General features: G+C 67.4%; 10 protein-coding genes. 5 read left to right on the forward strand and 5 right to left on the reverse strand.

Annotated features, from left to right (window positions below; all coding sequences use genetic code 11):
* Window positions 1-64: 64 nt before the first annotated feature.
* Complete coding sequence (locus CAL15_RS02585) at window positions 65-853, reverse strand: SDH family Clp fold serine proteinase (RefSeq protein ID WP_086077205.1); 789 nt, start codon at window positions 851-853, stop codon at window positions 65-67.
* 675 nt (window positions 854-1,528) lie between these two features.
* Between CAL15_RS02585 and CAL15_RS02590 the strand changes: the two genes are divergently transcribed.
* Window positions 1,529-2,971: an aldehyde dehydrogenase family protein gene (locus CAL15_RS02590; RefSeq protein ID WP_086077206.1), complete on the forward strand. Its 1,443-nt coding sequence runs from the start codon at window positions 1,529-1,531 to the stop codon at window positions 2,969-2,971.
* A 27-nt stretch (window positions 2,972-2,998) separates the two neighbouring features.
* On the opposite strand, the gene CAL15_RS02595 is transcribed toward CAL15_RS02590, so the two are convergent.
* Window positions 2,999-3,943, reverse strand: coding sequence for a LysR family transcriptional regulator (locus tag CAL15_RS02595; RefSeq protein ID WP_086077207.1), 945 nt, complete (start codon window positions 3,941-3,943; stop codon window positions 2,999-3,001).
* Window positions 3,944-4,048: 105 nt separating this feature from the next.
* Between CAL15_RS02595 and CAL15_RS02600 the strand changes: the two genes are divergently transcribed.
* Entirely contained in the window at window positions 4,049-5,527 is a 1,479-nt protein-coding gene (locus tag CAL15_RS02600; RefSeq protein WP_198299219.1) for an NAD-dependent succinate-semialdehyde dehydrogenase, read from the forward strand.
* A 55-nt stretch (window positions 5,528-5,582) separates the two neighbouring features.
* On the opposite strand, the gene CAL15_RS02605 is transcribed toward CAL15_RS02600, so the two are convergent.
* Window positions 5,583-6,836 carry an Hsp70 family protein gene (locus CAL15_RS02605; RefSeq protein ID WP_086077209.1) on the reverse strand — a complete coding sequence of 418 codons (1,254 nt, stop codon included), beginning with the start codon at window positions 6,834-6,836 and terminating at the stop codon, window positions 5,583-5,585.
* Window positions 6,837-7,033: 197 nt separating this feature from the next.
* On the opposite strand from CAL15_RS02605, the gene CAL15_RS02610 reads away from it, so the two are divergent.
* Window positions 7,034-7,432: a YidB family protein gene (locus tag CAL15_RS02610; RefSeq protein WP_086077210.1), complete on the forward strand. Its 399-nt coding sequence runs from the start codon at window positions 7,034-7,036 to the stop codon at window positions 7,430-7,432.
* Window positions 7,433-7,464: 32 nt separating this feature from the next.
* On the opposite strand, the gene CAL15_RS02615 is transcribed toward CAL15_RS02610, so the two are convergent.
* Window positions 7,465-8,397: an NADP-dependent oxidoreductase gene (locus CAL15_RS02615; RefSeq protein ID WP_086077211.1), complete on the reverse strand. Its 933-nt coding sequence runs from the start codon at window positions 8,395-8,397 to the stop codon at window positions 7,465-7,467.
* A gap of 34 nt (window positions 8,398-8,431) precedes the next feature.
* Window positions 8,432-9,133, reverse strand: coding sequence for an FMN-dependent NADH-azoreductase (locus CAL15_RS02620; RefSeq protein ID WP_086080887.1), 702 nt, complete (start codon window positions 9,131-9,133; stop codon window positions 8,432-8,434).
* A 130-nt stretch (window positions 9,134-9,263) separates the two neighbouring features.
* Between CAL15_RS02620 and CAL15_RS02625 the strand changes: the two genes are divergently transcribed.
* Window positions 9,264-10,208, forward strand: a complete 945-nt coding sequence (locus CAL15_RS02625; protein ID WP_086077212.1) for a LysR substrate-binding domain-containing protein — start codon at window positions 9,264-9,266, stop codon at window positions 10,206-10,208.
* A 199-nt stretch (window positions 10,209-10,407) separates the two neighbouring features.
* On the forward strand, window positions 10,408-12,771 hold the full coding sequence (locus CAL15_RS02630; protein ID WP_086080888.1) for a mechanosensitive ion channel domain-containing protein: 2,364 nt from the start codon (window positions 10,408-10,410) through the stop codon (window positions 12,769-12,771).
* Window positions 12,772-12,815 lie beyond the last annotated feature (44 nt).

Here is a 12,815-nt window from a genome sequence, read left to right on the forward strand (position 1 = left end):
AAGGGGTCAGACTGCTTCTCTGCGAATTCGATCAACAGATCGGAGTACTGCCGTATCAACCCCCTCAATTATCATCTTGACTGTAATTTTCAATCTTTAATCTAAGGCTGTTTTGCAGCCGGTTTATGCCGATCATGCGACCGTGCGAATGCCACATGCGGTTGTCACTGAGATCCTTGGCGATCTGCTCGGCGCGGTCCTGCTTTTCGGCATTGGTTACTGGAGTGCCAGGATTCGTTGTGGCGTGATGATCCCAGCCCTTGAACTTGTACTTGACCAGCCATTCCTTCAAAAGGCTTACCGACAGGTCGCGGGCTTGCTCGTAGCGGCGTAGTGTCGCGAGGTCAAGTCGTTGCAGCATGATCAATTCAGCATCGGTGAGAGTGTTGCCTCTAGACTTTTCGATGAACTCCTGCACCTTGTCGATGTAGCCCAGGGCAGGGACGAACTCTCCGTTCTGCAAGCTGACCTGCGGATCGATCGGGCCCAGCGACGATGTGTAGTCCATGAAGATCTTGTCGCCGGACATGCAGAATATGGTTCCTGCCGACATCGCAGAGCGGGGAACGATGAAGAACACCTCGTCGAAGTGATGGCGCACTACATCCACCATCTTTTCCACGGCTTCCACGATTCCACCTGGCGTGTCTAAGACAATGACAATTCGTCTGGTTTTCTCGAATTTTCCGGTGTCGCGCAGCCGGACCAATTCTTCAATGGCTTGTATGAAGCTGCCGAGGATAGCCGGATGGATCGGGCCCAGGTACGCCAGCAGCGGGCATTCGAAGTAGGATTCCAGCGAGGAGCAGTAGTAATCAAGCCCTAGTCCGATGTGGGTGTCCAGATTAGCCATGTTCGATTCGGTTCGAGGTGGAGGGTTGATGCGGCGAATATAGCGGCGGCTCGTGAGCACGCGGCACTGGTAGTTCTCCCGATCTGCCGGTGATCTGCGTGCCCGCCATACCTATCTATGTATGGCAAGCCACCTGCTTTATCGCGCTTTCGCCAGCGTTTGAGGCCGCTATAAGCAAAAAATCAGGCGATGAGCAAGCTTCCGCTCATCTATAGATCGCAGCCGACCGCTATCAAGCAGTGTGAACAGGTCGGTCCTGCACCTGACCACATGAGCCAGTTCACTGTCGGCATTCGGCTTGATGGCCCTAATGCTTATGATCGTCCGGGTCCCTGCCGGCTTTCGGTTTCTGAGGGCTTTGCCGCTCGTAATAAATTCGGCCACCGTCAGGGCCATGTCGGTGGTGGTCCCCGGGAACCAGCCGACCAAAAAAGACGGCCCACACTACTTGCGTAAGCTGACTCCCAAAGCTAACCCCATATTCCCGTAGGTGAACACCTTATCGAAATAATTCCCTCGACAGCGTCCCCCGCCGACCCATACACTCGCCCGGGAACCGTATCCCGGGCGTGCTGGCGGACTGTCCGCCATCGTCGCGCCGCGCATCGCGCCGCTGTACTGTGCAGGGCCCATGCGTCCTGTCCGCGCCCGGGGGGCAACCCTTGGAGACGCACCATGACGACACCTCGCTACGACAATCTCATCGACGGCAAGTGGGTGGCTGGCAACAGCTATTCGCCCAACCTCAATCCGTCCAATCTCACCGACGTGATCGGCGAATACGCGCAGGGCGATGCCGCCCAGCTCGATGCGGCCGTGCAGGCCGCGCGCGCCGCCTTCCCGGCCTGGTCCACGGGCGGCGTGCAGGCGCGCGCCGATGCGCTGGAGAAGATCGCCGCCGAGATCCTGGCCCGCCGCGACGAGCTGGGCGAGCTGCTGGCCCGCGAAGAGGGCAAGGTGCGTGGCGAGGCGGTCGGCGAAGTCGTCCGTGCCGGCCAGATCTTCCGTTTCTTCGCCGGCGAAGTGGTACGCCAGGCCGGCGAGCTGCTGCCCTCGGTGCGGCCCAATATCGGCGTGGAGATCACGCGTGAGCCGGTCGGCGTGATCGGCCTCATCACCCCCTGGAATTTCCCCATCGCCATTCCGGCGTGGAAGATCGCGCCCGCGCTGGCCTATGGCAACTGCGTGGTGATCAAACCCGCCGACCTGGTGCCGGGTTGCGCCTGGGCGCTGGCCGACATCATCAGCCGCAGCGGCATCCCCGCCGGCGTGTTCAACCTGGTGATGGGCCGCGGCAGCGTCATCGGCAACGCGCTGGTCGATCATCCCGACGTGGACGCCATCAGCTTCACCGGCTCGGTGGGCGTGGGCCGTGCCATCGCCGAGCGCGCGGCGCACACCATGAAGAAAGTGCAGCTCGAGATGGGCGGCAAGAACCCGCAGGTGGTGCTGGACGACGCCGACCTGGACGTGGCGGTGGAGCTGAGCGCGCAGAGCGCGTTCTATTCCACGGGCCAGCGCTGCACGGCCTCCAGCCGCCTCATCGTCACCGAAGGCATCCATGACCGCTTCGTGCAGGCCCTGCAGGCCCGCATGGCGCGTATCAAGGTGGGCGATGCGCTGGCGCAGGGCACCGACATGGGCCCCGTCGCTTCCAAGCCTCAGCTCGAGCAGAACCTTGGCTACCTGGCCATCGGCCGCGACGAAGGCGCGAACCTGGTGGCCGGCGGCGATCCCGTCAAGGCCGCGACCGAGGGCTATTACATGGCTCCGGCGCTGTTCACCGAAAGCACGGGCGCCATGCGCATCAACCGCGAAGAAATCTTCGGACCGGTGGCCAGCGTGATTCGCGTGAAGAACTACGAAGAAGCGCTGCAGATGGCCAACGACACGATGTTCGGCCTGTCGGCCGGCATCGCCACCACCTCGCTGAAGTACGCCACGCACTTCAAGCGACACGCGCAAAGCGGCATGGTGATGGTGAACCTGCCGACGGCCGGCGTCGACTATCACGTGCCGTTCGGCGGCCGCAAGGGCAGCAGCTTCGGCCCGCGCGAGCAGGGCGCGTATGCCCGCGAGTTCTACACCACGGTGAAGACGGCCTATACGCTGGCCTGATGCCTGCGTGCCGCCACGGCGGGCCCGCTATGCGGGCGTCGCGGCGGGCCGCTGGCGCAGCAGGATGTCGATGAAGCGCTGCGCCACCGGCGAGGGCTGCGCGCCGGCGCGCGTGACCAGCCCGAACGGCTGCCCGCGCGATACCAGCGCGATGGGCAGCACGCGCAGCATGCCGTGCTCGCGAAAATGCGCGCACACCTCTTCGGGCAGCAGCGCCACCAGGTCGGTACAGCGGCGCAGCAGCGTCACGGTGGCAAAGACCGAGGACGTCTCGATCAGGTTCGAAGGCAAGGCCATCCCGGCATCGGCGATCTCGCGTTCCAGCAGCGCGCGCAGCGGCATGCGGCTGGGATACACCACCCAGCTGTAGCGCCGCAGGTCGTTCCATTGCACCTTGCGGGCGCGCGCCAGCGGATGGCCCAGGCCGACCGCGATACAGAGCGGCTCTTCGCGCAGATGGCGGTATTCGTACTGGCCGGGATTAGTGCTGACCGTGGTGCGGCCCAGCACCAGATCCAGCTGGCCCTGGTCCAGCATGCCCAGCAGCCGGGCGCTGGTGTCCTCCAGGATCTGGATGGACACGTCCGGCTCGGCCTCGCGCAGGGCAGCCACCGCGTCCACCAGCACATTCGGCACGGATCCCATGATGGCGCCCACCGACAGGTGCCCGCCGCGGCCCAGCTGGATGCGGGCCACTTCCTGGCACATGGACTCGACGTCGGCCCGCAGCAGCCACGCATAGCGGATGACGCAGCGGCCCAGGTCGTTGGGCAAGATGCCGGTACGGCTGCGCTCGAAGAGCGGTCCGCCCATCACGCTCTCGATTTCCGCCAGCGCCTTGCTGGCGGCTGATTGGGTCATGGACAGGTCCATGGCCGCGCGGCGCAGCGAACGGTGCTGGTCCAGAGCGATCATCAGGCCCAGCTGCTTCAGGCGCAGGCGGGAAAGAACGCTGTCGGTCGTGATGGCCATGAGGGGACGCGGCTCCGTTTGCGGTTGCCCGCACTATACCGCTGGTCGCGCATGCGTTTCGGCGCGCGGCCTACGGTAAGATCGGCCACCTTCACACCACACACCATCGCCATGACTACCTCGCCCTTGCAGTTGTTGAAAGATCCCTCGCTGCTCAAGACCGACGCCCTGGTGGGCGGCCGCTGGGTGGCGGGCCCGTCGCGCTTCGACGTGCTGGACCCGGCCACCGGGGCCAAGCTGGCCGACGTGGCCAACCTGGGCGCGGAGCAGGCTCGCGAGGCCATCGCGGCCGCGGACGCGGCCTGGCCCGCATGGCGCGCCAAGACCGCCAAGGAGCGCAGCGTCATCCTGCGCAAGTGGTTCGACCTGCTGATGGCCAACCAGGACGATCTGGGCCGCCTGATGACCGCCGAGCAAGGCAAGCCGTATGCCGAAGCGCGCGGCGAGGTCGCCTACGCGGCCAGCTTCGTCGAATGGTTCGCCGAGGAAGCCAAGCGCGTGAACGGCGAGACGCTGCCGACCTTCGACAACAACCGACGCCTGCTGGTGCTGAAGCAGCCCATCGGCGTGTGCGCCGCCATCACGCCGTGGAACTTCCCGCTGGCCATGATCACGCGCAAGGTCGCGCCCGCGCTGGCGGCCGGCTGCCCCGTCATCGTCAAGCCGGCCGAACTGACTCCGCTGACCGCGCTGGCGGCGGCCGAGCTCGCGCTGCGCGCCGGCATCCCCGCGGGCGTGCTGAACCTGATCACCGCCGATTCTTCGAACAGCATCGCCGTGGGCAAGGAACTGTGCGCGAGCGACGTGGTGCGCCACATCAGCTTCACCGGCTCGACCGAGGTCGGCCGCATCCTGATGGCGCAGAGCGCGCCCACCGTGAAGAAGATGTCGCTCGAACTGGGCGGCAATGCGCCCTTCATCGTGTTCGACGATGCCGACCTCGACAGCGCGGTCGAAGGCGCGATGCAAAGCAAGTATCGCAACGCCGGCCAGACCTGCGTGTGCGCCAACCGGATCTACGTGCAGGACGGCGTCTACGACGCTTTCGTCGAGAAACTGGCCGCTGCCGTCAAGGCGCTGAAGGTGGGTTCGGGCTTCGACGACGGTGTCACCCAGGGGCCGCTGGTCGAGGCCAGCGCGGTGGACAAAGTCGAACGCCACGTGGCCGACGCGCTGCAGAAGGGCGGACGCGTCGTCACCGGCGGCAAGCGCCTGGGCGGGCTGTTCTTCGAGCCGACCGTCGTCGCCGATGCATCCGCGGACATGCTGTGCGCAAGCGAAGAGACCTTCGGGCCCCTGGCGCCGGTGTTCCGCTTCAAGGAAGACCAGGAAGCCATCGACGCCGCCAACGCCACCGAGTTCGGCCTGGCCGCCTACCTGTACAGCCGCGACGTGGGCCGCATCTTCCGCGTGACCGAAGCGCTGGAAAGCGGCATGGTCGGCGTCAACGTCGGCCTGCTGGCCAGCGAACACGTGCCGTTCGGCGGCGTGAAGCAGTCGGGCCTGGGCCGCGAGGGCTCGCATCACGGCATGGACGACTATGTCGAGATCAAGTACATGTGCGTGGGCGACATCCTGAAGTAAGCGTCGCGCCCGGGGCAAGGCGGCTGCCGGGCTGCGGCAGCCGGCTACGCAGCCGCTAGGCGTAGCGGCGGCTGGCGTCCAGCGCGAGGCCGATGCCGATGGCGCCGAACCGGTCGCCCTCCAGCTGCCGGGCCTGCGGGAAGTGCGCCGCCAGCCGCCGGCGCAGCACGGGGATGCTGCTGGATCCGCCCGTGAAGAACAGGGCGTCCACGGCGTCGGCCGACGTGCCCGCGCTGCGCAGCAGGGCCTGCACCGTGTCCTCGATGCGCGCCACCAGGCCATCCACGGCGCGTTCGAACTCGGGCCGCGCCACGTCCACCTGCAGGCCGGCGGTGACGCGCTCCAGCGAGATCCGGGCCTGCTGCGCCTCGGACAGCGTGATCTTGGCCTCTTCCACCTGCAGGGCCAGCCAATGGCCTGCCTGCTGCCGCACCAGCGCCAGCAGGCGGCCCACCTTCTCCTTGTCGGCCGCCATGCCGTACAGCTCGGTCAGCTGCGCCCAGACCTTGCGCGAGTAGGCCAGCGGGATCGTGTGCCAGCTTGCCAGGTTGCCATACTGGGTGGAGGGCATATCCTTGCCGCTGTTCAGCTGCGTGCCCAGGCCCAGCTCGGGCATGACGCGCGCCAGGCTGAGATGCCTGTCGAAGTCGGTGCCGCCGATGTGCACGCCGCCATGCGCGAGGATGTCGTCGCGGCGGTCGGCCTGGCCGGCGCGCTGCGGTCCCAGCCGTATCAGCGTGAAATCGGACGTGCCGCCGCCGATGTCGGCCACCAGCACCAGCGCTTCGCGCGCGATGCGCGATTCGAGCTCGAAGGCGGCGGCGAGAGGTTCGTACTGGAAGGCGATCTCGGCGAAGCCGGCCTCGCGCGCCACCTCGGCCAGCGTGTCCTGCGCCTTGCGGTCGGCCTTGGCATCGTCGTCGACGAAATACACGGGCCGGCCCAGCACGGCCTGGCTGAACTCGCGGCCCGCCGAGGCTTCGGCGCGGCGCTTCAGTTCGAGGATGAAGCGTGCCAGCAGCGCGCGAAACGGCGTGGCGCCGCCCATCAGTTCGGTGTGGCCATCCATCAGCGAGGTGCCGAGCACGCTCTTGAGCGCGCGCAGCAGCCGTCCTTCGTAGCCGTCGAGATAGTCGGCCATCGCGGCGCGGCCGTAGCTGGTGCGCATCTCTTCGGTGTGGAAGAAGACCGCGGACGGCAGGGTGGGCTTGCCGTCCTCGAGGGGCAGCAAGGCGGGGCGGCCGGCGCTGTGCCAGCCCACGGTGGAATTGGACGTGCCGAAGTCGACGCCGCAGGCAGTGGAAGACATCCGGCCGATTGTATTCGCATCCCGCTCGGCCGCCCGCCGGCGGGCCTGCCTACCGGATATGAAAAAATACCGGCATTGCGGCGTTCACATTTCTTTGCTCGGGCACGCGCGGCAAGGCCCGGTATGCTTGCGGTCGCGCGGCGCTGCCGCGCGCCTCATACGGCCTGCCCGGCCTGCATTCGAAGGATTACTGCTCCATGGGTTTATTGGATTCCCTGTTTACCTCGCTCACTTCCGGATCGCCCGGCGAAGGCGGCGGCCTCATGCCCGCCGTGCTGAAACAGCTGGCGAAGTATCCCGGCGGCATTCCCGGCCTGATCGCGGCGTTCGAACGCGGCGGCCTTGGCGAGATCGTGCAGTCATGGATCGGCACGGGCCAGAACCTGCCCATCACGCCGCAGCAGCTGGCTTCGGTAATCGAGCCTGGCGTGATCGATGCCGTGGCCGCCGACAGCGGCCGTGACCGCGGCGACGTGCTCGAATCGTTGGCGGGCATGCTGCCGCGATTGGTAGACCAGGCGACTCCCAACGGCAGTCTCGACGACGTGCAGGGCGCCTCGGCCATGCTGGGCATGCTGGCCCGCCTGGCGCGCTGATCGCTGCGGTTGCGCAGGGCGCAGGGTGCTGCCTAGAGCCGCACCACCATCTTGCCGCGGTTGTGGCCTTCTTCCAGGCGATGCAAGGCCTGCTGCATGGCGTCGAAGGGGTAGATCTCGGATACGTGCACGCGCACGCAACCCGCGTCGATCAACCGGCCTATCAAGGCCAGCTCCGCGCCGTCGGCGCGCGCCGTGTAGCGCACCGCGCGCACGCCGCGCGCGGCGGCCTCGTCGGCCGACGGCGCCGACACGGTGGACACCAACACGCCTCCATCCTTCAATACGGCCCACGAGCGGTCCTGCGTATCGCCGCCGACCAGGTCGAACACCATGTCCACGGGACCGGTATGCCGTTCGAACGGCGCCCTGCGGTAGTCGATGACCTTGTCGGCGCCCAGCGACCGCACGAATTCGGCGGCCTCGCCGGATGCGGTGGCCACGACGTGCGCCCCGCGCGCCTTCGCGAACTGCACCGCGAAATGGCCCACGCCGCCGGAGGCCGCGTGGATCAACACGGTTTGTCCGGGCTGCAGCCTCCCATGGTCGAACAGGCCTTGCCAGGCGGTCAACGCGGCCAGCGGCACGGCCGCGGCTTCGACGAGATCCAGCGATTCGGGTTTGGGCGCCAGTGCCTCGCGCGGCACCAGCGCGTACTCGGCATATGAGCCCTGGCCCTGGCCTATGAAGGCGTACACGGGCTGGCCCGCGCGGAACGGCCCGTGCTGGTCGCCCGACGACTGCACCATGCCGGCACAGTCGCGTCCCAGCGTGTACGGCAGTTGCGCTTCCTGCACCGGCGGATACCCGCCGGACCGCGTCTTGACATCGACGGGATTCAGGCTGGCCGCGGCCACCTTCACCAGCACCTGATCGTCGCGTGGCGCGGGCACGGTGACGTGCTCGCGATGTAGAACTTCCGGTCCTCCGAAGCGGTCGATGCGGAATGCTTGCATCCGGTTCATGCGCGGGCTCCTTGGCGGGTGGAAACGCCTGTATTCAGCAAATTCCATGCCCTGCCGTGGCTCCCGAGTTCGTCCCCAATTGCAGCGCCAGCGCGTCCACGGCCCTTTCCGCGCGGCCGATGGAATCGTCCAGCCGCTCGTCCCCGAACTCGTCGTACTCGATGGCGGCGCTGTGTACGTCGGTGATGCCGATATAGGCGAAAGCCGTGCGCACCGACGTCTCGACGTGGTTGAGATGCGCGATGCGCTGGCCTGGGCCGTAGCCATAGTCACCGCGAGAGGACAGCAGCACCAGTCGCTTGCCCTGCCCGGCCAGCATGGGCCAGTACGGTTCGCCCGGCCGATTGCGGTCGAAGCCAAAGGTGCGGCCGACCCGCACGATGTTGTCGATGTACGCCTTGAACTGCGCGGGCGGACCGAAGTTGTACATGGGCACGCCGGCCACGATGATGTCGGCGGCCAGCAGTTCGTCGACCAGTTCATCGCTGCAGGCCAGCAGGTCGTGCATCCACGGTTCGCGCCGCGCCGCGGGGGTGAAGGCGGCGTGTATCCATCGGCCCGTGACCGGCGCGGGAGGATGCGCGCCGACGTCGCGATAGAGAATCGTATCGGCGGGGCGGGCCGTGCGCCACTGCCGAACGAAACGCTGCGTCAAGCGGCGTGTGTGCGAACCGTGGGGCTGGGCGCCCGATGCGCCGCCGCGAGCGCTCGAGTCGATGTGCAGCAGAGTGGACATGGTGCGGATCTCCGGTTGAAAATGCATGATGAAAAATCATGCATATGGCCAGTCTGGGGGGAGATGAAATGCACGACAATCGATGGTTTATCAGCCGACACATGATGCAAAGTGATTCATGGCGGGGGGCATGACGCCGTCCGCGGTCAGCGCCCGCCTGCCGTCGCTCTCGGCGCTGCGCGCCTTCGAGGCGGCGGCGCGCCTGCGCAGCTTCAAGCAGGCCGCGGAAGAACTCTCGGTTACCGCCACGGCCATCAGCCACCGCATCCGCGTGCTGGAAAACGACCTGGACCTGCGGCTGTTCGTGCGCAAGACGCGGGCGGTGGAGCTGACGCCGGCGGGCCAGGCGCTGTACCAGTCCGTGCATGAAGGGTTCGCCGCGATATCGGCCGGCGTCGAGCGCCTGCGTCCGCGCGCGCGTCCGTCGGTGACGCTGTCGACCACGCCGGCCTTCGCGGCGCGCTGGCTGGTGCCGCGCCTGGCGGCGTTCCAGGCCGCGCATCCGTCTTTCGATCTGCGCGTGCACGCATCCGACGACCCCGTGGACCTGCAAGGCGGCGGCGCCGACCTGGCGATACGCTATGGAGCGGGCGACTATCCCGGAATGCGGTCGACGCTGCTGATGCGCGATCGCTATGCGCCCGTGGCCAGTCCGGCACTGCGGGTGGCGCGTCCGGCAGACCTGCGCAAGCACGCGTTGATCCACTTCGACTGGCACCGCAGGCTGCCGGTCGAGCTTACCTGGGCCGCATGGGCGCGCGCTGCGCGGCAGACGAGGCTGGAGGTGAGCACGGGCATCCGCTATTCCGATGAAAGCCACGCCATCCAGGCCGCCGTGGCGGGCCAGGGCGTGGCGCTGGTCAGCATGGTGCTGGTGCGCGACGAACTGGAACTGGGCCTGCTGGAAGCGCGGCTCGAACCGGCCCTGGAGGGACTGGCGTACTTCGTGCTGCGTCCCGCACAAAGTGCGCGGTCACGGGCCGCCGAGGCGGTGGAGGCGTGGCTGCTCGATGCGGCGCGGCAGGCCGCTGTGCCGGCGGTCTCCTCTAAAGCCGGCAAGGGCGCACGGAGATGACCGCGCGGGGCTTTATCATCGAGGCAGCGGTCGGGCGGGAAATCCATCTCGCCCCTTTTTTCAAGGTGTCCCAGGAGAGTTGTTAGTGGTTCGATTCGCGACGAGAGCATCTGTTTTTCTCCATCCACGGAGTCATGCCGCCCGCCTGTGGCGGCGCCAGCGCGAGAGCCTATGGTTGATTGCTCTGCTGCTGGCGACGATGCTCAGTTGCCTGTCGCTGCCTCGCATCGCCATGTCGGCGCAACCGCAGCAGTCGGCGCAAGCCCCTGCGGCCACGCTCGACCCCGCGGCGCTGGCCGATCTTCTGGACAATGCCGAGGCGCGCCAGGCGTTGATCGACTCGCTGCGTGCGCAGACGAGCGGACCGGCCAAACCGGCCGCGCCGGACGCCCCTGGCGCGTCGGCCGCGTCCGCACCCGCCGCTGCGCCTGCTGCGCAGCCATCCGAGCCTGGCCTGCAGGAACGCATGGCCGACGGCGTGCAGCGCTTTCTGACCGGTGTGGCCGCCGACATGGGGCAGGGCGTCGAAGACATGCGCGCCCTGGCATCGGGCGAGACCCTGCGGATGGACGGCGACACCGCGGGCCGCGCGCTGATGCCGCTGGCGCTGGCTGGCGTGACCACGCTGCTGGCCTTCATGCTGCTGAGGCTGGTCGCGATGCGCATCTATACGCGCATCGACCGCTGGGTCGCGGCGCAGGGCTGCGAGCCCGAGACGCCTGTCCAGCCTGGCGCGCCCTCGTCGATGCGCGTGCTGTATCGGCGCGCGGGCGCCATCGTGGGGGCGCTGGCCATCGACGTTGGCGTCGTGATGCTGGCGGCCATGGCGGGCGGCACGGCGGGCCTGTGGGGTACGCCCGCGCGCGGCGCGCTCGATCCGCTCGCGGCGGTGTTCCTCAAGGCCTTCCTGTCGGTGGAAATCGTTAAAGTACTGATCCGCACGGTGTTCGCCGTGCGCCATCCGCATCTGCGCCTGCTGCCCATGTCGGACGAACTGGCGAGGTACTGGAATGGCTGGCTGGTGCGCATCGTGGCGGCGGCCGGCTACGGCACGCTGCTGGTCGATCCGGTGATGTCGGTGGCGCTGTCGCCCGCGCTGGGTCGGCTGGCCGGCATGGTCATCATGCTGGCGGTGTACGTGTATGCGGTGCGCGTCATCTGGCAGAACCGCGTGGCGGTGCGCGAGCGCCTCGAGCGCCGCGCGACGCATGCGGCCACTTTCCTGGGCACGCGGCTGCGCTTCCTGTCGCGCGTCTGGCACGTGCTGGGCATCGGCTACTTCACCGTCCTGCTGGTCGTCAGCCAGATCGATCCTACCAACGCGCTGCCCTTCATGGCGCGCGCCACCGCGCAGACGCTGCTGGCCATCGGCGTGGGCAGCCTGCTGATCCTGCTGCTCAACACCGTGCTGGCCAAGCCCATCCAGCTGTCGGGCGACCTGCGCCGGCGCCTGCCGCTGCTCGAAGCGCGCGTGAACGCCTATGTGCCGGCCGGCCTGAAGCTGGTCGGCTGGATCATCCGCATCGTCGTGCTGCTGCTGATCCTGGACGCATGGCGCGCCTTCGACCTGTCCCGCTGGCTGGCCTCGGAGGCGGGCGCTGCGGCCATCAAGGTCGTGCTGAACGTGGGCATCGTGCTGCTGATCGCGGCACTGGCATGGACCGTGATCGCCAGCATCATCGAGCATCGCCTCAGCCAGAGCGAAGGGCGGGCCATGCCCAGCGCGCGCGAGCGCACGCTGCTGGCGCTGTTCCGCAATGCCGCCCTGATCGTGATCGTCGCCATGACCACCATGGTGGTGTTGTCGCAGATCGGCATCGATGTGGGGCCGCTGATCGCGGGCGCCGGCGTGGTCGGCCTGGCCATCGGCTTCGGTGCGCAGAAGCTGGTGCAGGACATCATCACGGGCGTCTTCATCCAGCTGGAAAACGGCATGAACGAGAACGACGTGGTGCAGGTCGCCGGCGTGTTCGGCACCGTCGAGAAGATGACGATACGGTCGGTGGGCATACGCACGCTGGACGGCGCCTATCACCTGGTGCCGTTCTCGTCGGTGGACGTGGTCACCAATCACATGCGCGATTTCTCGTATCACCTGGGCGAGTACACCATCGCGCACCGCGAAAGCGTGGACGACGCGATCGAACATCTGCGCGCGGCGTTCGCCGAACTGATGACCGATTCCGTGCTGGCGCCCGAGGTGCTGGAAGAGATGACCGTGGCCGGCGTGACGGCCGTCAACGAGAAGGGCGTGACCGTGCGCGTGCTGATCAAGACCGCGCCGGGCATGCAGTGGGCCGTGCAGCGCGGCTACAACCGGCTGGTCAAGAAGCACTTCGACGCGGCCGGCATCGAGCTGCCGTACCCGCACATGGTGCTGTACTTCGGGCAGGACAAGGAAGGCTACGCGCCGCCGGCCAACGTGGCCGTGCAGACCGACCGTCCGGACCAGGACGGCGACGCACGCGCCGCGGGGCACACGCGTCGAGGTCTGCGGCAGGAGGCGGGCGGCGAGGATACGGCCGAAGTGCTGGGCAACGAGCTGGAGCCGCGACGCGAGTGAATGCGGCGGGCGACGGTCGGGCGGCGCTGCCTGCGCGAACGCGC

It is taken from the genome of Bordetella genomosp. 13 (assembly GCF_002119665.1).
Classification (GTDB): domain Bacteria; phylum Pseudomonadota; class Gammaproteobacteria; order Burkholderiales; family Burkholderiaceae_B; genus Bordetella.